This window comes from Actinomadura sp. 6N118, from assembly GCF_044326415.1.
In the GTDB taxonomy this organism is placed as follows: domain Bacteria; phylum Actinomycetota; class Actinomycetes; order Streptosporangiales; family Streptosporangiaceae; genus Spirillospora.
Window position 1 is genome coordinate 1 of record NZ_JBIRAZ010000047.1, and the last position, 20,195, is coordinate 20,195.

Sequence of the window (20,195 nt, forward strand, 5' to 3'; positions counted from 1 at the left end):
CAGCAACACCCAACGAGCAGACGCTCTTGCACCCTGGCTGGACTACTACAACAATCGACGCCGCCACAGCGCACTCGGTGGGCACCCCCCGGCCAGCCGACTGTGACCAACCTATTGGCCGGATACAACTAGAGCGTCGAGGTCGCCGCTGCGCGCGGCGGTGAGGAAGGCGTCGACGACGCGGCGCTGGGCGATCGGGTCGGGTTCGGGTTCGGGCGCGGTGCCCTGGACGCGTCGGCGGGCGCGGCTGGCGAGTTTGCGGGCCGCGACCGGGGTGCGGTCGATGATGGGGCCGATCTCCTCGAACGGCATGCCGAACATGTCGTGCAGGACGAAGGCCAGCCGTTCGGGCGGGGTCAGCGATTCCAGCACCACCAGCAGGGCCAGCCCGACCGAGTCGGCGATCAGCGCCTGGTGTTCGGGGTCGGTGGCCGGTTGGCTCACGATCGGGTCCGGCAGGCGGGCCTGCAGTGAGGTTTCGCCTCGTTGCGTGCGTGAGCGCAGCATGTCCAGGCAGACCCGGCCGACGACGGTGGTCAGCCAGCCGCCGAGGTTGCCGATCTGGCCGGTCTCGGAGAGGGCGAGCCGCAGCCATGCCTCCTGGACGGCGTCATCGGCCTCGGTCAGGGAACCGAGCATCCGGTAGGCCACCGCCTTGAGATGAGTGCGGTGCTCTTCGAACCGTTCGGCCAGGAAGTCGTTTTCGTCCATGATCGCCTCTCGTCGTCGGCTGCCGGTGCGGAAGCTCGCGACACTGACGAACCGCACGCCGGAGATGTGACGCACGCCTCCGGTCACATTCGCCGCCGCCCGTTCGTCATGGCTGCGATCAACGGACGAACGGAGCAGCAATATGAGCAAGTTCGAGATTCACGGGACGGTGGCCGACGGTTTCGAGGCGGTGCGCGAGGAGTTCGCGGTCGCGGTCGCCGCCGAGGACGGCGAGTCCGGTGCGCAGCTGGCGGCTTACGCGGGCGGCCGCAAGGTGGTCGATCTGTGGGCCGGGGACGGGGTCACCGGCGACACTGTGACCGGCGTGTACTCCTCGACCAAGGGCGCGGCCACCCTGGTGGTGGCGCTGCTGGTGCAGGACGGCGTCCTGGACCTGGACGAGCCGGTCTCCCGACACTGGCCGCAGTTCGCCGCCGCCGGCAAGGGCCCGATCACCCTGTGGGAGGTGCTGTCGCACCGGTCCGGAGTGATCGGCGTCGACGGCGGTCTGACGGCGGCCGAGCTCGCCGACGACCGGGTGATCGCCGAACGGCTGGCCGGGCAGCGTCCGTACTGGCGGCCCGGCACCGCCTACGGCTACGGCGGGTTCGTGTCGTTCGCGATCGTGGGCGAGGTGATCCGCCGGGTCACCGGCCGCTCCCTGCAGGAGATCTTCGAGGAGCGGGTCCGCGCACCCCACGGCCTGGACGTCCACCTCGGGCTGCCGGAGGCGCTGGAGGACAGGTACCGGGAGGTGTTGCCGGGCCTGGCGAGCCCGGAGGAACTGGCGGCGTTCTGGGCGAGCGTTCCCGGTCCGCACAGCATCACCGGGATCGGGTACGGCCTCAACTCCACCCCGCCGCTGGACCAGATCGCCTTCATCAACACCCGGCGGGTACGCGCACTGGGCCAGGCTTCGGCCGGAGGGGTGGGCAGCGCGCGGGGACTGGCCGCCATGTACGCGGCGGCGGTTTCCGGGCTGGACGGCCACGCCGCGTTGCTCAAGCCCGACACCCTCGGCGAGTTCGCCATGCTCCACTCGACCGGCGGTGACCTGGTCGTCGGTCCCCATGGCCAGTACGCGCTGGGGTTCCAGGCCAAGGGGCTGCGCTACCCGTTCCTGAGCGCGCGGGCGTTCGGCCACGGCGGCTCGGCGGGCTCGGAGGCCTTCGCCGACCCGGTCAGCGGCATCGCGTTCGGCTACACCCGCCGTCGCTTCTCCTTCAACTGGTCCTACCCCGAACACGACCGGCTGGCCGCCGCGGTCCACTCCGCGGCCACCGCCTTCTAAGGGGACGCTGCAATGCCTTCGCACACCCGAAAGCCATCGCCCGCCCGGCCCCGTTCCCCGCGCGGTGGCCTGGCCCTGCCGGTGATCGCCGCCGCCCAGTTGCTGATCGTGATGGACGGCACCATCGTGACCGTGGGCCTGCCGGTGATCGGCTCCGGCCTGGGCATCGCGGCCGCCGATCTGGACTGGGTCCTGACGGCCTACGCGCTGGCGTTCGGCGGGATGCTGCTGGCCGGCGGCCGCGCCGGTGATGTGTTCGGCCGCCGCCGGCTGTTCCAAGCCGGACTGGTGGTGTTCCTGCTGGCCTCCCTGCTGGGCGGCGTGGCCCAGAACGGCGCCACGCTGATCGCCGCCCGCGTGCTGCAGGGCATGGGCGGCGCGACACCGCCGCCCGACGCGCTCACCCACGGCTACACCGCCGGCCTGCTCGGCGCAGGCGTCTTCTACCTGGCCGCCATCCTGGCCACCGTTCTCCTCATGCGGCCACGCCCCGGCCACAGCAGCCCGCAAGCGACCACGCCCGAAAAGGCGCACAGCTCTCCCGTGTGACCTGGCCGCCCACACATTCGGACCCGACCACCGGTCACATCCGCAGCCCACCATCCGTCAGACAAGCGACACACCGCTGAAGATCGAAAGGAAACCCCATCATGACCGCCACCATCGGCCAGGAGACCTCCCAGTCACGGCTGCCCAACCCCGCCGCGCTCGTCCCCGAGCTGGGGGAGATCGGCCGGGCCCTGTTCAAGGCCACGGGGAACGGCTCGGTCCCGCAGGCCACCATCAGCCTCGTGCAGCTGCGCGCCGGCCAGATCGTCGGGAACACCTACCTGACCGTTCTGCACACCGGCAACCTCCGCAAGGCCGGGGAGTCCGAAGAGCGCATCACCGCCGTGGCGTCCTGGCAGGACGCGCCCTACTTCACCGACGCCGAGCGGGTCGCGCTGGCGCTGGTGGAGGCCGTCCTCACCCCCAACCCGCACGGCGAGCGCGTCTGCGACGAGTTGTACGCGCAGGCGTCCGCTCACTACGACGACAAGGCCCTCGCCACGCTCACCATGGCGATCGGCCAGGTCGGGTTCTTCATCCCCCTCGCCCTCATTGGCAAGCCCCTCCCTGGCGTGGCACCCGCCCAGCAGTGGAGGCAGTAACCCCAACCGGCCTGGGGTGAGGGGCCCTCACCCCAGGACCACCCGACACACCGACACACCGACGAGGAAACCCCACCATGCAAGCACGAATGGGCAACCCCGCCTACCTCGTACCGCCCGCGGGCGAGGCGATCGGCGCCCTCATACAGGCCTTGCAGCACGATATGGACCAAGGCATTGTCCCAGCCGCCACGCTCATGCTGGCCGGCATGCGCGGCAGCCAGATCAACGGCGGCAGCGCCTGCCTGTACGCCGACGCGGCCGAAGCCCGCAAAGCCGGAGTCACCGGCGACCAGATGACCGCGGTCGCGGCATGGCGGCAGTCGCCGTTCTTCACCGACGCCGAACGCGCCGCCCTGGCACTGGCCGAGGCCGCCACCCGCATGAACGACCGGTCCGGCCACGCCATCCCCGACGCGGTCTGGGACGACCTCGTCGAGCACTACGACGAGCGACAGCGCGCGACATTGATCCTCTGGATGGCCACCAGCAACCTGTTCAACACCATCAACAACATCATTAACGCCCCAGCCGGCACCACCTGGAACTGAACACGCCTGCCTGTGCGGCTGCCCCGCCGGGCAACCGCACAGGCAGACCTGCCCAACAGCCCCACAAGACAAGCAACGAGAGCCAGCGCCAACGCCCGGCGGCCTGGTTCTCAGAAAGGGGGGAGGGAGGGGTTGTGAGAACCCTGGTCTCGTTCGCGAGCGTGTTCGCAGTCCGGTTCGAGGCTGTCCCGTTCTAGCCGTCGTCCTCGGCGCTGGGGTCGCGGAGCGGTCGGAGGCTGCCGGGGGTCTCGGGGCCGGTGAAGGGGTAGGTGCCGTGGAAGTTGATGTGTTCCCAGACGCCGGGGGACTCGACCCGGCAAGCGGCTCGCGGCGACCGGCGGTGGAAAGTCGCGTCGTCGGTGCGGAGGGCGGTGGTCAGTCCCAGGTGAGGCGTTGGTGGAGGAGGGTTTGCTGGGCCGGGTTTGCGGTGAGGGCCAGGGCGCGCTGGTCGGCGGCGCGGGCGGCGTCGGGTTGGTTGAGGGCACGCAAGAGTTCGGCGCGGGTGGCGTGGTAGAGCGGGTAATGCTCCAGGGCCTTGCGGTCGGCGTCCGGGAGGGCGTCCAGGTCGGATAGCGCGTTGCGGGGACCGCCGCGCGGGCCCGGGTGGTGGTGCAGGGCTATGGCGCGCTGCAATCGGTGGACGGGGGAGGGCGCCAGGGCCAGCAGCATGTCGTACAGCACGACGATCTGTGGCCAGTCGGTGCGTTCCCACGTGGGAGCCTCGGCGTGACAGGCGACGATCGCGGCCTGGAGCTGGTACGGGCCGGGCCGGCGAAGTGCGGCGGCGCGTTCGATCAAGCGGGTCGCGTCGGCGATGGCCTCGTGGTCCCACAGGCTACGGTCCTGGTCGCGCAGCAGGACCAGGCCGCCGGCGGCGTCGAAGCGGGCGCCGATGCGGGCCTGGTGCAGGCGGATGAGGGCGAGCAGGCCGAGGACCTCGGGCTGCTTGGGCATCAGCCAGGCCAGCTGGGCGGCCAGCCATTCGGCATCGTCGGCCAGGTCGCGGGCATGCGGGCGGTCGCCGGAACTGGTCAGATAGCCCTCGTTGAACAGCAGGTAGATCACCGCCAGGACCTCGCCCAGGCGGTCGGGCAGCTCGGTGTCGGCGGGAGTGCGGTACGGGATGCCCGCCTGGGTGATCTTGCGTTTGGCACGGGTGATGCGCTGGCTCACGGTGGCCTCGGGCACCAGGAACGCGGCGGCTATCTGGGCGGTGGTCAGCCCGCACACCGTGCGCAGGGTCAGCGCGATCTGCGCGGTGCGGGGCAGCGCCGGGTGGCAGCAGGTGAAGATCAGCTTCAGCCGGTCGTCGGGGTCGTGGGGGACCGGCCAGGTCAGCTGGGCGAGCTTGTCGCGGTAGACGGCCTGGCGGCGCAGGATGTCGACGCCGCGGTGGCGGGCGGTCGTCAGCAGCCAGGCGTCGGGATGCTCGGGGATGCCTTCGTCCGGCCAGCGTCGCAGAGCGGTCTCGATGGCGTCCTGGACGACGTCTTCAGCGGCGGCGAAGTCGCCCAGCACCCGCACCAGGCACGCCGTCAGCCGGCCCGCGTGCTCACGGACGACACGGGCCAGCTCGGCGCGCACCTGCTCGTGCGGGTGCGCCGGGTCCTGCGGACGCGCCGGGTCCTGCAGGCGCGCCCGGTCCTGCAGGTGCGCCGGGTCCTGCGGGCGCGCCCGGTCCTGCGGGTGAACGGGATCGTGCCCCTGAACGGAATCGTGCCCCTGAACGGGGTCGTGCGGCACCTTCATCACAGGTCAGGTGATCGGCCGGATCTCGACGATCGGGCAGGCCGGCCAGGACCGCGCGATGGCCATCGCCTCGTCCAGATCGGCGACCTCGATCTCGGCGTAGCCGGACACGACCTCCTTGCCCTCCACGAACGGCCCGTCGGTGACGATCGCGTCCCCACCGGTCAGCCGCATCGTGGTGGCCGTCTGCGCGGGCTGCAGTTTCGCGTGGTGGGTGATCTGCGCCGCGTGCTCGATGAACCAGCGCCCGACCGCCTCGAACGCCTCCTGCCGATCGGCGTCGTTCATCGCCTCAAGCTCGCGCGCGAACTCATCGGTCTCAACGAACATCAGTACGTACTTCACTTATCTCTCCTTCCCAGAATTGTGCCTGGTGGACGGCTTGCCTACGCGGTGGGCAGCGGGCAGTACAGGTCGATGCCGTTGCCGTCGGGGTCGAGAACGGTGGCGTACCGCATTCCCCAGAACGCGTCCCAGGGTTCCTGGACGCCGGTGTGGCCGGCTCCGGTGAGCTCGGCGTACTTGGCGTCGACGGCGGCCGGGGTGTCGCACTGGAAAGCCAGGAAGTTGCGCGGATCGCCCGAGGGACGGCTCCATCCCTTGGTCTGGGCGGAGCCGCGGAACTTCTCGGTGTCCAGCATCAGGTGAATGCCGTTCGGCAGGTCGCAGCCCGCGTGATCGGGATAGGCCGGGTCGACGGTGAACTCCACCCCGAGCCGGCCGTAGAAGGCGATCGAGGCCTGGATGTCGGCCACCACGATGTCGATGGTGTTGAGAGTCGGGTTCATGGCCCGCCCCTTCCGTTCTTGGATGAGTCTTCACCCCCCAGACGAACGGGCGAGGGCCCGATCCGACATCATCGGCCACCAATTTCGAAAAGGCCGGCCGACGGCGCGGCACCCGGTTATCGAAGGAAGAAGTTGAGAAGAGCGTCGGTTCGCTTGCCGAATGGGGCGTGCAAGAGGCGGGCGGCGTTCCAGCGGCCTTGCACGTAGATGCCCTTTGGGTGGCTGAGCGTCAGGCCGGGCGGTCAGCGGGGTGGGCGGATGTCGCGGCGGTGGACAGCGGGCAGGGCGTCGAGGTCGTTGAGGATCTGGTGGAGGCAGGCGCGGGTGGTCGCCAGAGCGTCGTCACCGACGCGTTGGAGGAGTTCGGCCTCCAAGGTGGCGCGGGCCTGGCGGGCCGCGTCGATGGCCATGCGGCCGCGGGAGGTGAGGCGGACGCGGCGGATGCGGGCGTCGGCGGGGTCGGGAACCCGCTCGGTGTAGCCGAGGGACTCTAGCTCGGCAATGGTCTTGGAGGCGGCCTGCTGGGTGACGGCGAGCCGAGCGGCCAGCTCGCCGATGGTCGGCTCGCCCTCGATGAGGTGCTGGAAGACGAAGCCGTGGCTGAAGCGCAGATCGCCGTACCCCTGGCGGGCGAGCGCGTCCTGCACCCGATCAGCGGCGGCGAAGCCCACGAAAAGTGCGAGGGTCTGGACGTCCAATTCCACAACTGAGATTGTACAGCTATGGTTGTGTTTATGGAGGCCAACACGGAACTCGCCCTTCGCTACCACGCGGCCGTCGAGAGCGGAGCCACCGGAGCCGACCTCGCCGCCTACCTGACGCCCGACTTCGTCCATCACGAACTGCCGAACCTGTTCTTCCCCGACGGCAACCTCAGCGACCTGCCCGCGATCCTGGCAGCGGCCGAACGCGGACAGGGCAAGCTCGCCTCCCAGACCTACCGAGTCCACAACACCGTCGCCTTCGGTGACACCGTCGCCCTAGAGATCGAATGGACCGGCACCCTCAAGTCCGGCCCGACGCTGCGCGCCCACATCGCGACCTTCCTCGATTTCCGCGACGGCAAGATCTGCGGCCAACGCAACTACGACTGCTACGAGAAACTCCCCGACCTCTGAGCTCACCCCGACCGGTCCGAACCGATCGAAGCAGGCGCAGACAGTCGAGCTCAGAGGCCTTGGACCAAGCCGGCCAGGTAGGCGGCAGCCCGGCCGACGGGGCCGCGGACTGGCCGGCACGCTCGCTCGTACACCACCCCGGTGGACGCAACCGGGAAGGGGACCTCGCTCAGCATCGACGCGAGCACGGTGTTCGTCGCCGGGGTGAACTTCGATGGTTTGAGCATGACGCGGTTGCCGGCGGCGATCGCGGTGACGACCGGCATCAGCGACAGGTTGACGGGGTAGTTCCACGGCGAGATGACCCCGACCACTCCGAGCGGCTGGTATTCGACGCGGTTGGTGCCGAAACGCAGCATGAGAGCGGTGTGGCGGCGGGTCGGGCGCATGAATCGACGGAGGTTGCGCTCCAGGTAGTCGATGCCCTGAACGACGCCCCCAAGCTCCATCATCGCGGTCTCGTGTCGCGAGCGATGTCCGAAGTCGGTGTTGATCGCCTCCTCGATGGCGCTGCGCCGGGCGATCAGCGCCGCCTTGAGCCTGCTGAGATCGCTGCGCCGCGCCGCCATTGAGGGCGCTCCGTCGCGAAGATAGGCGGCGCGCTGAACTTGGAGAATGTGACCGAAGCGCTCCGCGTCGGTGGGCTGTGAGGCGACTTCTGCGATGGTCATGATGTCGTTCCTTAGCCGTTAGTGAGGGCGACAGGGGGCTGCGTGCGCTGACGGCGGGCCATCCGGCCCATGAACCGGACGATCAGGCGGCGCGGCAGGAATTTGCTGGCGACGGCGAGCGGGCGGCCGTTGGTGATCACCGACGGGGGCGCGGAGCGGCGGTCGAGCGTGTCGAGGGCCGTCTTGACGACGTCGGCGGGGGCGGCTCGTTTCGCGCCGTAGTCGGCCGTCTGGCTGCCGGCGGCGTCATAGAACTCGGTTCGCGTGGCGCCGGGGCACACGGCGAGGACGCGTAGACCGGTGTCGTGGTTCTCTTCCCACAGCGCTTCGGTGAAGCTGAGGACGAAGGCCTTGGTGGCGCCGTAGACACTCATGTACGGGGTCGGCTGGAAGCCCAGCAGGCTCGCGACGTTGATCAGGACGCCGGTGTCGGCGGAGGCCAGCGGGTCGATATAGGCGCGGCTGAGGTCGACCAGCGCGCCGACGTTCAGTGCGATCATGCTCTGCAGGCGGTCTGGATCCTCATCCGTGAACGCGTCGTGGGTACCGAAGCCGGCGTTGTTGACCAGTCCGGTGACGTAGATGCCGCGGGATTCGAGTTCGGCGCGCAGCGTGCGGCCGGCATCGGGCAGGCCGAGGTCGCGGGCGACGACGGTCACCGTGACGCCGTGGGCGTGGGTGAGTTCGTCGGCCAGGTTCTTGAGCCGGTCCGCCCGGCGGGCGACGAGTACGAGATCCGCGCCGCGGCGGGCCAGCTGACGGGCGAACTCGGCGCCGAGGCCGGAGCTGGCGCCGGTGACGATGACGGTCTGGCGGCGGTAATCAATCTTGGTCATGCCATACACTCTAAGCACAACTTTGCACTGAGTGCAAGTTGCTACATCACATGAATATCCGTACCATCGATGCATGGCTCAGAAATCGACACCTCTGCGGGAACAGACCCGCTCGGTGGTCCGCTCGCTGCTGGCTCGGACCGCTATCGAGCTGTTCGCAGCCAAGGGGTACGACAACACGACACTCGACGAGGTCGCCGCCGCAGCGGGTGTCTCCCGACGGACCCTGTTCAACTACTTCCGCAACAAAGAAGACCTCGCGCTCAGCGGCCTGGCCGAGCAGGGCGAGCTGATCGCCGCGCGGCTCGCCGAACGCCCGGCCGACGAGGACCCCTGGACGTCACTGCGCGCGGCGTTCCAGGTGCTCGAGGACATCGACACCACGCCCGAGCGCCGGCTCGAAATGGTCACGCTGCTGTTCGGCAACGAGTCTCTGCGCGCCGGGCACGCCGAGAAGCAGGCTCGCTGGCAAGACCTGTTCGCACCGCTGATCGAGCCGCGACTGCCCGACTCCGACCGCCGCGCCCTGCAGGCACGCGCGATCGCGGCCGCGGCGATCACCTGCCTCCAGGCAGCGAACGAGGAGTGGGCGCGCCTGGGCGGACAGGTCGACCTGTTCGACCTCTACGACGCGGCCGTGGGAGCCATCCGCCGCCCGGCCTGAAGCCCGGCCCCACCGCGCGACGAGCCAGAACGACACCAGGCCCGCCGCTGTCTTCGGCGACCGCGGAAACCCCGCACGAGAACCAAAGAGAGGAAGACGACATGACTGAGCGCCTTCCCGCAGCGGACCTGCGGAACATGGTCGCCGCCCTCCGCGCGGAACGCACCGCAATGCTCGGCTTCACCACCAGCCTCAGCGACGACGAATGGACGGCACCCAGTGCCGCGGCGGGATGGCGCATCGCCGACGTCGTCGCCCACATCGGCGTCACAGCGCGTGGCATCTACACACCCGCCGGGCTACGCGCGGCCTTCGCCACCAGCCTCGAACAGCTGAACGAAGACCCGGTCGCCCGGCGACGCGACTGGAGCCGGGCGCGGGTCATGGCCGAGTACCAGCGCGCCAGCCGGCGAGCCACCACGCTCCTCGACGTCGTGCGGCGCACGCCCGCCACCCGGATGCGGGTACGGCTGGCCGAACTCGGCCGCTACCCCCTGGGTCTGGTGATCGGCGGCGCACTCGTCTTCGACCATCACACGCACCTGCGCCACGACATGGCCCCAGCGCTCGGCCGGCTCGTGCCGCCCACCGATGCAGACAGGATGCGCGCGGTCCTGACGTGGATGATCGCCGTACTGAGCAACCAGGTCGCGCAGGCGCCAATCGCCGGACTCGACGCCCGCATCGCACTGACTCTCACCGGCCCCGGCGGCGGGACCTGGTGGATCGACGAGGCAGGCGTCCTGCCTCCATCCAACGGCGCAGTCGCCGCGCACGTCACCGCCCCCGCGCTGACCTTCCCCGATTGGGGCACACAGCGGTCGTCCTGGCGCGACAGCGACGTGACGGTCACCGGCGACACCGAGCTCGCCGCCCGCTTCCTCGACGCCGTCAACGTCATCTGATCAGGGCACGGGAAGCCCGCTCCCCGGCAGCCCCGAACCGCTCGCCCGTACATGGGTGCTGAGCGATCACGGGCGACCTGGGAATCCGCCGCTGCAGCCGATGCGCCGCTCGGGCACGTTATCCGGTACATCGTCGCCATCGTCGTGGAGCAATGATGGGATGGGCCCCGGCCTCGCGGAGGATGGCCAGCGCATCCGTCACGGTTCGCGCGGAGATGTCGAATTCGTCGGCCAGCTCGCGTGCCGTGGGCAACTTCGTGCCAGGAGGGTACGTTTCGCTTTCGATCCGCTCGCGGACCACCGCGACAAGCTGATCTCGCAACGGTGCGATGCCGTCCAAGCTACCCATGGCGCTACGTTACGTCGCTGCACAAGCTCGGGTTAATCGCCGTCCGGCTGTGCCTGCTCGGGTGCGGGGCGCTGTACGAACGTGCCGCGTCCGGGTGTCGTCTTGACGATCCCTCGCTGCGACAGTTCTTGCACGGCGTGCGCAGCGGTGGCGTGCGCTACGCCGTAGGTCTCGGCAATGGTGCGGACGCCTGGCAGCCGTCGCCCGATCTCGTCCGCCGCGATGCGCCGCTGTAGGTCGTCCGCGATCTGGACATACAGCGGTTCCGGGGCGTCGAAGTCGATCACACGTACACCATAGAACGTGCTCTGACGTGCTAGAACGCTGCATACTGTCCGAACTGGCCAGCACAGAGTAGAACGGTATGGAACGCTGTGGGGTCCAGGCACACAAGCGCCCCGCCCGGACGTCGCAACCGCCCGGACGGGGCTAGGACCGAACGCCCTCTAGGGAGGCGAACGACCCATGACCCCAGAGCGTAGAGCGCAGTTGGAAGCGCTCGGTACCGTCCTGCGAGCGCACATGTTCCGCGCGCGCATGACCTGCGGTGGCTTGTACGTGGAGAACCCGGACGTACCCGGTTGCCGCGTGGTCCACCCGGACGCGTGGTGGTGCGGGGAAGAGCACCCGTCCGCCCGGCTGGTCGTCCGGCCACGTGAGGACGACGCGGGGCGAGAGTGGGTCTGGACGTCGTGGGGGTACCCGCTGGCGGAAGCGCGCCGCGTCATGGATGTCGTGATGGCGGTCAAGACGCTGCTCGACGGTAAGCCGGGGGTGACCCTGTGACCGCACTCGGCGCCGCGATGATCGGTACTTGCGTGCTGCTGCTGGCAGGGTCCGTAACTGCGTACACAGCCGACCGGCGGGCCGACCGGCGCTATGTCGGCAGGCATCGCACGCCGTTCTGACACTTCCCCGTCGGGGCGCGAACGCGGCCCCCGGCCTTGCGAGGTTGGGGTCGTTTGGAACCCGTGCCTGGCCGCCGGCCTTCGAAAGGCCGGCCGCGGCAGCTCCCCGGTGTCGCGTCCCCGCCGTTCGGCATCCCGCACCCATGCGTGATCTTGATGTCCATAATGGGCGTCATGACGGACGCGAGGGTGCGCGAATTGCTGGCGGCGGCGGGCTGGGAACCGTGCGCGGACGGGACGATGGAGCGCGTCTGGCCGGACGGGACGCGCTGGCGTTGCGTTTACGGGCCCACGAAGGCCGGACGGTGCGAAGGTGACATCGCGGAAGGGCTGATCTTCGAGACGGACGAGGACGTCTACATCGTCGACGTGCTCGGATTCACCGATCCGGAGGGCATGGTGCTCGACCGTGCGGACCGGACGGCCGTCGTGCTCGACTTCCTCGCTGCGGCATCGGCGGGCAGGAGCTTCGTCAGGAACGTTCTGAAGCCGCTGATGGTCCATGCGGCGGTGTTCAGGGAGCGGTCGTTGCGGCCCGTCGGGCTCATAGTGGAGGGAATGCCGCGCCGCCCGGCGGGTCCCCTCGGCGCGGCGGTCGCCGCCGCGGACGGGTCACCCGATCGCTGGCTGGACGTCGCGTTCTCCGCGCTGGATGCGAGGTTGCTGCATGTGGCGCTTGAGGCGTTCGACCGGGCGCTGGCCGCCGGGGCGGAGCCCGGGCTCGCCGAGCTGTGGAGGGGCTGGCTGCTCATGGAGGCCGATCCGGCGAAGGCCGCCGAGGCTCTGGAACGGGCCGCTGACGGCGGCATGGCGGGCCCGGCGATCTGTCTCCTGGGGAGCATCCGGCCGGTGGACTGGGAGCGCGCCACTCGGGAGGACCCCGCGTTCCTGGCCGGCTGGCTGACACGAGGGCTGAGGCTCGCCAAGTCCGGACATCTCGACGACGCGCTGCGGGTGCTCGACCAGGCCGCGTCCCTCCACCCTGACGCCGAGGTGCGCTACTACCGTGGCTACGTTCGGACTTTGCTCGGGGACGATGACGCCGCGCTCGACGATCTCGCCGAGGCGATCCGCCTCGACCCGTGCATCACCGAGGAGATCCTCAGCGACCCTGACCTCGACGGCCTGCGCGGCCATGAAGGCTTCCAGCGGCTGACCCGTCCCCGGGCAGACGAGAACGAGCAGGATCCCCAGGCCACCGGCGTGCTGCAGCGGTTCGCGGCGAAGGTCGCCGCTCAAGCCCCGGACGGCTGGCGCCGAGCCGAGCTCGCTCTCGACTGGAGCATTAGCGACTGGGGAAGCGGCTGGGGCGGAAGCGGCAGTTTCATACTGGCCGACGGCACCAAAGATCACAGCGCCCTCCCGTTCGATGTCCTCCACAAAGGGCTGCCCTCCACGCATGGCCGGGCAGGGGTGATCAGGATGGCCGTGCACGCCTCGGGCTGGTTTGAGGCCTCCTTCGGCCTGGACAAGGATTCGGGTGCGGCCTTCGTCCTCGACGAGGAGGCACTGCCGAACGACCCCGGCAATGATCAGGAAGGACCCGCCGATGCGACCCAGGCGGGCGATCCCGACGAGGCCGTCCGGCTGCTGGGCACCTACCTCCAGCGCCGCGAGGCGATCCTCGGCCGCCCCGAGGAACTGCCCCCGCCGGCGGAGGATCGCGAGGAGGAGTTCGCCGACCTGGGCCACTCGCTCCCTGCCGACCTGCGCGCCCTCTACGAGGTGGCGGACGGCGACGGCGACGCCGGGCTCATCGACAACGGCTACGAGTGGTTCTCCGCGTCGGATCTGTCCTTCCTTCACATGGGCGGCGACCACTACTGGATGGACGGCGTGCTGCCCGACACCCGCCCGTGGAGCACCATCCTGGACCCAGGCCCGCCCTGGTCGGTCCGGCGCTCGCTCGACCGGGCCGGCTGGATTCCGTTCGCCGACGCCGGCAACAACGACTACCTCGCCGTCGACATGGACCCCGGGCCGGGCGGGCGGCCCGGCCAGGTCATCCGGATCGGCCTGCGGCGGAGCCACCCCGCCTACGTCGCCGACTCGGTCACCTCGCTGCTCCGCCGCCACGTCGAGGCGCTCGACCGGGGCGACTGGGTGCACGAGGACGGCGATCTGAGGATCGATCTGGGCGAAATGTCCTACGAGCGGGAGCGCGAGAACGAACCTGGCGAGGCCACTCTCTGGGGCGACCGCGACGCAGTGAATCCCAGCGTGAACACCCAGGTTCTGGGTGTGACGGGCGGGGGTGACATCGACCTCGAAGCCGTCCGCGGCACCCGGTTGCTGCAGATGAAGCTGGCCGAGTGCCGGTCGGCCGACCTCAGCCCGCTGCGGGACACACCCGTCGAGGCACTGACCCTCCTGGACATGGAGGCCGTAGACCTGTCGCCGCTCGCGGGCCATCCGACGCTGCGCGCGGTGACCGTGCGCGTGCATCACGCGGTCGACCTCGAACCGTTGGTCACCGCTCCCCGGCTCCACACGCTGGATCTGGGCGGAGCGCAGGCGCTAGACCTGGCTGCGCTGGGCCGGATTGACCGTTTGCGATACCTGTCGATGTCGTACGAGCAGTGGCTGGAGCTGTGGCGGCGAGACATCACACTGCCCGGCCTGGCGATGGCCGTCCTCTCCGGCTCCCCATCCCCGAGCACAGTCGCCCAGTGGGCACAGCGTCTTCCCAAGGGAGAACGCGTCCAGCACTACATCGGCCAGTACTGACAAAGGCCAGCCGCACCCGGCGCGATCGCTCGCACCGGTCCGGCCAGCGTCAACGGTAGGGCTGCGGCGCGTGTCGTCTGGCACCCGCGCGTCGCTGCGGTTTCCGCAGGTTGAACGGGGGCTCGGGCTTTACTGTCTGCGGGCGATGAACGGGCGCGGGTGCGGGTCTTCGCCGACGCTGCCGACCGTCCAAACACCGCCACCGGGGATGGCGGTCACCGACGAGAGCGTTCCGGTGCCCTGAGCGGGTACGGTGTCGCGGGTCCACCGCTTGCCGGTCCAGTGCAGCGCGTACATCCCGTAGGACGGCGACGCGGGGGAGAAGGTGTCGCCCACGGCCAGCAGCCCGCCGTTCCAGCGGGTCAGGCCCGACAGTTCGCCCTGTCCGTCCGGGAGGGCGGCGGTGGTCCAGGCGCGGCCGTCCCAGTGCAACGCGAGCGGACGGCGGGGTTCGTCGCCGTCGGGACGGAGCTTGGTCCAGCCGGTCACCCAGACGTCGTCGGAGGCGAGGATCCGTACCGAGGTGGTCCGCTTGGTCCACTGGCCGGAGGCCGGTTCCGCCAGCCGCTTCCAAACGCGGCCGTTCCAGTGGAGCAGGATCAGGCGTTCGGGGTGCTGGTCTTGGCCGCTGTAGTCCACTCCCACGGCCCAGACGTCGCCGGGCCCGCGGACGTCGAGCTTGTACAGCGTGAAGTCGTTGCCCAGAGCGGGCAATGGAATGTTCGTCCAGCGTCGCCCATCCCACCGCTGGACGAACGAGCCGAACTGCGTGCCGCTGAAGAAGTCTCCGACCAGCCAGGTGTTCTCGGGTCCGGACGAGGCGACGGCCCCGACTGCGGTCTGTTGCGCGCCGGGGACGGCGGCATGAGGCGCGGCAGCCCACGTTTGGCCGTTCCAGCGCGAGAGGCCACAGTCCGCGGCGGCCCACGCGTCGTTCCGTCGCGTTGCGCTGACAGAGTTGATCCTGCCCAGGCGGGGTACGGCGATGTTCCGCCAGGTGCGGCCGTCCCAGCGCAGCATGAGCGAGGGGAAGCTGTCGGCGGACCAGCACTCCTCCGCGCTCAGCGACTTGCGCATCTCAGCACGCAGCGGCATGCGTGCCGAGCGGCGGGCCGATTCGGTGTCGGGGCCGGTGTCGGGGACCGTGAACCCTGCGGCCCATGCGTTGTCCCTGCCCGTCGCCGCGACGCTCGTGAGGGTCGCGTCCCCCTGCACGGGCGTCTGGTGGGGACGCCATACGGACGAGTGGGCGGCGGCCGGCGCGGCGGAGGTGGTGGGCGCCCCGGACATGAGAGCCGCCCCGGGCACGATCGCCGCCGCGGCCAGGCCGCCCGCAACGACCGTCCTGCGCTTGGAGATGATCACCGCTGGCCCGCCTTGTCCACGACCTTCACGGTGAGCAGGGTCAGGGAGTAGGTGACGGTGCCCGGCGGCACCGCGAACCGGCGATCGACGGTGCCGTTCTTGGACTGCGGTGCGTTCCGTCCGTTGCTGACGGTCCGCTGCCCCACCATCTGGTACGTGGCGGGATCGAGGAGGAACTGGTCACCGAACCCGCGCGAAATCGCTATGGCGGGACGGCCCGCGCCGTCCTTGACCTTGGCGTCCATGCGCACGCCTGGAATGCCGGCGAGCACACGGTAGAGCGCGGCCTGAGTCTTGGGCGCAAATCCCAGCGGCGCGTCCCAGAGCATCTGGGTGGCCGTCCGGAACGCCTCGCCGTCGCGGTCGGGACGCTGCCGGTCGCGCTGTGGGACGGCGTCGACGTCCTTGTAGATGACCGCGCGGAGCGCGCCGGGGTCGGTGGGGAGCGTCCCGAGGCGCGCGTACCGGCGGCTCGCGGACGCCGCCACCTGTTCTGGTTGCCGGTGCACGGCCAGCTTCCCGTCCTTGAACGACGCGTCCTGCGTACCGTCGATCCGGGTCCAGGTCTCCTCGGTCACGGGCCGCTCGCCGTGTTCGGTCGCGACCCCTTGCTCCAGGGTCTTCGCGTATGCCCACTGGTCGGGACGCGGGCGCGTCTCGGGCCGGGCCTGCGCCTTCTCGGCCGCCCGCTCCAGCACCTGCGTCGCGCTCGCCAGCCGCAGCCTGGACGGATCCGTCGCGCCCAGGCCGCCGTCGCCTCCCGCCATGCCCAGCCCGGTCATCACGGAGGCTGCGACGGTGACCGCGGTCACCGCCGACACGGTGGCCACCCTGCGCCGCCGCACCCGCCGCCGCCCCTGCCGCACGCCCCCGTCCACCAGATCCGCGACCTGGGGGGCGACCGACTCGGCCGTCCGGCGCAGTGCCTCGGCCAGTTCCATTTCCATGTTCGTTCCCTCAGTTCTCTTCGTCATCGCGCGAGCAGCACCAGTTCGTCCCCGAGCACCTCGCGGAGCCGGTCCATCGCACGCATGCTCCGATTGCGGACAGCCCCGCTGCTCAGCCGCATCGCCCTCGCCACCTCGGCCACGCTCTGGTCGTCCCAGTAGCGGAGGATCAGCACGGCGCGGTCCTGGGGCTGCAACTTCGCCAGCGCGGTCAGCAGCGTGACCCTCAGTGCCTGGTCGGCTTCGGCCCCGGCCGCGTCCGGCAGCCGTTCGCTGGGTGCCTCCTGGCTGCTGCGCTTGCGCATGTGGGACAGATAGGTGCGCGTCAACACCGTCCGCGCGTACGCCTCGGGGCTGTCCGCGCGCTGCACCTTCCGCCAGGACGCGTACAGCTTGCCGAACGTCGTCTGCACCAGGTCTTCCGCCAGATGCCAGTCGCCGCACAGCAGCCACGCGGTGCGGAAAAGGCCGGGACCTCGCGCAACGGCGAACTCTTGAAACCCATCCGGTTCCTTGACCATCGGCCTTCCCAAAACGTCGTCGTTCGCTCTCCTACACCTCAGACGCCGCGACAGGCCCATCACGTCACACAACAAATGAACGCAAAGGAGGGTTCGCTGAGTCACGGCTGCCGACCTGGGACAAGGGCCTTCGAGGAGGATCGGACAGGATTAGGCGGTAGTGCCGACGCGGTCGGTCAGCACGTTCGGCTTCGGTCAGCACGTTCGGCTTCGGTCAGCGTGTTCGGCGTCGGGCTGCAGGGTCGGCGTCGGCAGTGACATTGGCTGAGGTCTGTTCGCCGAGGCGGACGTAGGCGCCGAGGCTGGCCCGGTGGGCGTGGCGGGACTTGGCTTGGGTATCGGCGGCGGTGCGTCCGGCGGTCGCCAAGGTGCTGCAGCGCGGAGTGGCGAAGCTGGTGCAGCGTCCAGCCGTGACGAACTCGCCACAGCCGGCCCGGTTGAAGCGCCCGCCGGCGAGGCCCCGGGGCCGGGGCCTGGGGCAAACCTCCCCGGGCCCTGGGCCGGCGTGGCGGTTGGTTCGGGTGACGGTCAGTCTCGGTGGACGGCGTTACGGACGTTGATGGCGGCTGTTCCGAGGGTGGGGCTCCACTCCCGGGCGACGCCGGTGCCTTCGTTCCAGCCCTGATGACCGACGATGTAGCCCCAGCCGCGGGAGAGGGGCATGCCGGTGATCCATGGCCCACCGCTGGAGCCCGCGCCCATGTCGCAGCCGATCCGCCGGTAGAGGGCGTCCGGCGTGGCTGCGCCGACGCAGAACCTCAGCTTCTGGCTGCTGATGCCGTCGCGGGGCGGATGGGTCTTCGACGGGTAGCCGAACGCCCGGACGTCGTGAAAGGTCGTCTCGTTGTGAGCCTCGCCGAACCGGTAACCCTGGTAGCCGACCACGTCGCCGACCTTGCGGCCGCCTGAGGTGTTCAGCGCGATGGCGGCCATGTCGTAGCGGTGCTTCTTGCCGTCGTGGTAGCCGTTCGGCACCGACCAGCTCTTGCCCGTCCACGTGCCGTGAGGCCGCTGTCCGTCGTGGTAGTCGGGCACGAACGCGAAGTTGGTGTACCAGCGCTTGCTGCCGCTGCTGACGCAGTGGCCAGCCGTCCAGATCGTGTTGCGGTTGGACGAGTTGATCACTGCGGCCGAGCAGGAGTAGCCGGTGCCGTTGTTGGTGTAAAAGAGCTTGCCGATCGTGCTGGCGGGCATCTTGCCGTGACCCGACCAGAGTTTGGAGGCGGCGAAGTAGTCAAGCGCCATCGTCCCCGGTGTGGCCTGAGGGGTGACCGCCGCTGGGATGAAGCCGTCGCCGCTTTCGCCGCTCGTGCTCGGAGGTGCAGGGCTGTCGTCCGCCGTCGGCGCGGGGGGCTCGACCGGAATTGCGGCGGCCATGCGTTCGGGTGTCCAGTACGCCTCGACCTCGACGGAGGAGTAGGCCGATATCGCGCCCTGGGTGCCGGTGATGGCGGCCCAAGGATCGGTGGCGTCGAGCGCGTGGGCGGGGGCCGCGGTGAGCGGGGCGGCCACGGCCATCGCGAGCAGGACGGTGCCGCGTCGAGTCATCAAGGTGGGTCCTCATCTCGGAAGACAAAGATCATCGCGGGTTGGTCGGGAGAAAGAGAATCACGATCTTGGTAAACGAGGCCCGTCCCGAAGATGATCTCTTGGGGCCAGAATTTCTCCGCCCCGGGCAAATGTGCCCTAAGTAATCCCGCAACCCCGTGACGTGTTGTCCTGCGTCATCCGGTTGTGAGGAGCGACCAGCTATGCGTGATGACGAACGAGCAGAGCCAGGAACCGTGATGTCCCGATCTCCGTGCCGGTGGCGGTCGAAGCAATACGATCGCGGGTCTGCGCACGTTTCCGTCGTCCACACGGTCGACGTGCGCACGGGCGCGGTCGTCATGCCGCCGCGGGCGGGTCCTTCCCAAGGAGGGTCAGTGAGCCCCTGCCACGGGCCGTGTGGATCGCAGTGCTGACACCGATTCAGCGCGGGTTCGCTGCGGCGTCGCTACCGCGTGGTCTTCAACCGGGCGGGCGGCAGCAATCCGCACGAGGGTTTCGACGAAGGCACGCACTCGTGCCGTGCAGCCGTCGCGCCGCCAGATCAAGCCGTACTCCAGGGGCGGGGCGTCGGTGAACGGCACGAAGGTGAGGCCGGGGCGGGCGTGGTATCGGGCGGCGCGCAGCGCGGCGGGGGATACGCCCAGCCCGGATGCGACGAGGGAGAGTACTTCGCCCCAGTAGGTCGCGGTGAGGCCGTGGGTGATCGGGCGGCCCTGGGGAGTTGCATGAGGATAGATGTTGTCGCGCCAGTACTGCGGGCTGCTGCCCGACATGACGATCAGCGGGGTGCGCGCGAGATCCTCGGTGCAGACCGATCCACGCCGGGCGAACGGGTGGCTCTCGGCCACCAGGAGCGCGCGCGGCTCGGAGAAGATCACGGGCCCGGCGACCAGGTCGGGTTCGTCGACGGGGAACTCGGTGAGCTGCAGGTTCAAGGACCCCGCGCGCAATGGGCCGAACGTATCGGCGAGTTGCACCTCCTGGGTCTCGACCGCGCAGTCCGGGTAGTCGCGGCGAAACTCCTCGGCGGTCTTGAGCAGGATGTCGCTGGCCCACTGGGACGAGAAGCCGACGCGCAGCGTGCCAATCACCCCTTTGCCGACAGCCTTGGCCCGAGCGATCCCTTCCAGGATCTGGCGGTACGCCGGCGCCAGATCGTCGTGGAGACGCCGCCCGGTGGCCGTCAGCTCGACCCGACGGCTCGTGCGGTCGAACAGCTGCACGCCCAGGCGGCGTTCGAGCTTCTTGATGATCTGGCTCACCCGCCCCTGGGCCAAGCCGAGGCGTTCGGTGGTGCGCCCGAAGTGGAGTTCCTCCGCCAGGACGAGGAACGCCTCGATCTCATGACGTTCCATGATCGCCGTACCCGCCCTTCGGTCTCGCCCTGACCTC

Annotated in this window: 23 protein-coding genes and 1 pseudogene; 10 read left to right on the forward strand and 14 right to left on the reverse strand. The window is 69.7% G+C overall.

Annotated elements, in window-relative coordinates:
• A partial coding sequence (locus tag ACH34W_RS53905; protein ID WP_395968555.1) for an integrase core domain-containing protein occupies positions 1-106 on the forward strand: 106 nt, incomplete at its 5' end.
• Between the two features lie 20 nt (positions 107-126).
• Here ACH34W_RS53905 and ACH34W_RS53910 read toward each other — a convergent pair.
• Positions 127-711 (reverse strand): annotated as a pseudogene (locus tag ACH34W_RS53910) (sigma-70 family RNA polymerase sigma factor); the annotation flags it as partial.
• A gap of 142 nt (positions 712-853) precedes the next feature.
• On the opposite strand from ACH34W_RS53910, the gene ACH34W_RS53915 reads away from it, so the two are divergent.
• From ACH34W_RS53915 to ACH34W_RS53930, 4 genes are all read left to right on the forward strand, one after another.
• Positions 854-2,002: a serine hydrolase domain-containing protein gene (locus ACH34W_RS53915; protein WP_395969080.1), complete on the forward strand. Its 1,149-nt coding sequence runs from the start codon at positions 854-856 to the stop codon at positions 2,000-2,002.
• Between the two features lie 12 nt (positions 2,003-2,014).
• Positions 2,015-2,551 (forward strand): MFS transporter, encoded by a 537-nt coding sequence (locus ACH34W_RS53920; RefSeq protein WP_395969081.1) that lies wholly within the window; start codon positions 2,015-2,017, stop codon positions 2,549-2,551.
• Positions 2,552-2,652: 101 nt separating this feature from the next.
• On the forward strand, positions 2,653-3,153 hold the full coding sequence (locus tag ACH34W_RS53925) for a carboxymuconolactone decarboxylase family protein (RefSeq protein WP_395969082.1): 501 nt from the start codon (positions 2,653-2,655) through the stop codon (positions 3,151-3,153).
• A 77-nt stretch (positions 3,154-3,230) separates the two neighbouring features.
• Positions 3,231-3,704: a carboxymuconolactone decarboxylase family protein gene (locus tag ACH34W_RS53930; RefSeq protein ID WP_395969083.1), complete on the forward strand. Its 474-nt coding sequence runs from the start codon at positions 3,231-3,233 to the stop codon at positions 3,702-3,704.
• A gap of 375 nt (positions 3,705-4,079) precedes the next feature.
• Here ACH34W_RS53930 and ACH34W_RS53935 read toward each other — a convergent pair whose 3' ends face one another.
• From ACH34W_RS53935 to ACH34W_RS53950, 4 genes are all read right to left on the reverse strand, one after another.
• Positions 4,080-5,453, reverse strand: coding sequence for an RNA polymerase sigma factor (locus tag ACH34W_RS53935; RefSeq protein ID WP_395969084.1), 1,374 nt, complete (start codon positions 5,451-5,453; stop codon positions 4,080-4,082).
• A 6-nt stretch (positions 5,454-5,459) separates the two neighbouring features.
• A complete protein-coding gene (locus ACH34W_RS53940; RefSeq protein WP_395969085.1) occupies positions 5,460-5,798 on the reverse strand; it encodes a YciI family protein in 339 nt (112 codons plus the stop codon).
• Between the two features lie 41 nt (positions 5,799-5,839).
• A complete protein-coding gene (locus ACH34W_RS53945; protein WP_395969086.1) occupies positions 5,840-6,241 on the reverse strand; it encodes a VOC family protein in 402 nt (133 codons plus the stop codon).
• 242 nt (positions 6,242-6,483) lie between these two features.
• The gene (locus ACH34W_RS53950) at positions 6,484-6,945 is read right to left on the reverse strand and encodes a MarR family winged helix-turn-helix transcriptional regulator (RefSeq protein WP_395969087.1); all 462 of its coding nucleotides are present in this window, start codon (positions 6,943-6,945) and stop codon (positions 6,484-6,486) included.
• Positions 6,946-6,975: 30 nt separating this feature from the next.
• Between ACH34W_RS53950 and ACH34W_RS53955 the strand changes: the two genes are divergently transcribed.
• Positions 6,976-7,359 (forward strand): nuclear transport factor 2 family protein, encoded by a 384-nt coding sequence (locus ACH34W_RS53955; protein WP_395969088.1) that lies wholly within the window; start codon positions 6,976-6,978, stop codon positions 7,357-7,359.
• A 50-nt stretch (positions 7,360-7,409) separates the two neighbouring features.
• Here the strand turns inward: ACH34W_RS53955 and ACH34W_RS53960 are convergent, their stop codons facing one another.
• Both ACH34W_RS53960 and ACH34W_RS53965 read right to left on the reverse strand, forming a co-directional pair.
• Positions 7,410-8,030, reverse strand: a complete 621-nt coding sequence (locus ACH34W_RS53960) for an aldehyde dehydrogenase family protein (RefSeq protein WP_395969089.1) — start codon at positions 8,028-8,030, stop codon at positions 7,410-7,412.
• A gap of 11 nt (positions 8,031-8,041) precedes the next feature.
• Entirely contained in the window at positions 8,042-8,866 is an 825-nt protein-coding gene (locus ACH34W_RS53965) for an SDR family NAD(P)-dependent oxidoreductase (protein WP_395969090.1), read from the reverse strand.
• Between the two features lie 73 nt (positions 8,867-8,939).
• Here ACH34W_RS53965 and ACH34W_RS53970 point away from each other — a divergent pair, with 73 nt between their 5' ends.
• Both ACH34W_RS53970 and ACH34W_RS53975 read left to right on the forward strand, forming a co-directional pair.
• The gene (locus ACH34W_RS53970; protein ID WP_395969091.1) at positions 8,940-9,530 is read left to right on the forward strand and encodes a TetR/AcrR family transcriptional regulator; all 591 of its coding nucleotides are present in this window, start codon (positions 8,940-8,942) and stop codon (positions 9,528-9,530) included.
• Positions 9,531-9,631: 101 nt separating this feature from the next.
• Positions 9,632-10,435, forward strand: coding sequence for a maleylpyruvate isomerase N-terminal domain-containing protein (locus ACH34W_RS53975; RefSeq protein ID WP_395969092.1), 804 nt, complete (start codon positions 9,632-9,634; stop codon positions 10,433-10,435).
• A 118-nt stretch (positions 10,436-10,553) separates the two neighbouring features.
• Here the strand turns inward: ACH34W_RS53975 and ACH34W_RS53980 are convergent, their stop codons facing one another.
• Both ACH34W_RS53980 and ACH34W_RS53985 read right to left on the reverse strand, forming a co-directional pair.
• Complete coding sequence (locus tag ACH34W_RS53980) at positions 10,554-10,784, reverse strand: GntR family transcriptional regulator (protein WP_395969093.1); 231 nt, start codon at positions 10,782-10,784, stop codon at positions 10,554-10,556.
• A gap of 32 nt (positions 10,785-10,816) precedes the next feature.
• Entirely contained in the window at positions 10,817-11,071 is a 255-nt protein-coding gene (locus ACH34W_RS53985) for a GntR family transcriptional regulator (protein ID WP_395969094.1), read from the reverse strand.
• A 178-nt stretch (positions 11,072-11,249) separates the two neighbouring features.
• Here ACH34W_RS53985 and ACH34W_RS53990 point away from each other — a divergent pair, with 178 nt between their 5' ends.
• Both ACH34W_RS53990 and ACH34W_RS53995 read left to right on the forward strand, forming a co-directional pair.
• Complete coding sequence (locus ACH34W_RS53990) at positions 11,250-11,570, forward strand: hypothetical protein (RefSeq protein WP_395969095.1); 321 nt, start codon at positions 11,250-11,252, stop codon at positions 11,568-11,570.
• Between the two features lie 296 nt (positions 11,571-11,866).
• A complete protein-coding gene (locus ACH34W_RS53995; RefSeq protein ID WP_395969096.1) occupies positions 11,867-14,419 on the forward strand; it encodes a TPR end-of-group domain-containing protein in 2,553 nt (850 codons plus the stop codon).
• A 129-nt stretch (positions 14,420-14,548) separates the two neighbouring features.
• On the opposite strand, the gene ACH34W_RS54000 is transcribed toward ACH34W_RS53995, so the two are convergent.
• The 5 genes from ACH34W_RS54000 to ACH34W_RS54020 all read right to left on the reverse strand — a co-directional run bounded on the left by ACH34W_RS54000 (position 14,549) and on the right by ACH34W_RS54020 (position 20,158).
• Complete coding sequence (locus ACH34W_RS54000) at positions 14,549-15,784, reverse strand: hypothetical protein (RefSeq protein WP_395969097.1); 1,236 nt, start codon at positions 15,782-15,784, stop codon at positions 14,549-14,551.
• On the reverse strand, positions 15,781-16,731 hold the full coding sequence (locus tag ACH34W_RS54005; protein ID WP_395969098.1) for a CU044_5270 family protein: 951 nt from the start codon (positions 16,729-16,731) through the stop codon (positions 15,781-15,783). The genes ACH34W_RS54000 and ACH34W_RS54005 overlap by 4 nt, the downstream gene beginning before the upstream one ends.
• A 23-nt stretch (positions 16,732-16,754) precedes the next feature.
• On the reverse strand, positions 16,755-17,252 hold the full coding sequence (locus ACH34W_RS54010; protein ID WP_395969099.1) for a SigE family RNA polymerase sigma factor: 498 nt from the start codon (positions 17,250-17,252) through the stop codon (positions 16,755-16,757).
• 528 nt (positions 17,253-17,780) lie between these two features.
• Positions 17,781-18,800: a trypsin-like serine peptidase gene (locus tag ACH34W_RS54015; protein ID WP_395969100.1), complete on the reverse strand. Its 1,020-nt coding sequence runs from the start codon at positions 18,798-18,800 to the stop codon at positions 17,781-17,783.
• A gap of 374 nt (positions 18,801-19,174) precedes the next feature.
• Complete coding sequence (locus ACH34W_RS54020) at positions 19,175-20,158, reverse strand: LysR family transcriptional regulator (RefSeq protein WP_395969101.1); 984 nt, start codon at positions 20,156-20,158, stop codon at positions 19,175-19,177.
• Positions 20,159-20,195: the final 37 nt, after the last annotated feature.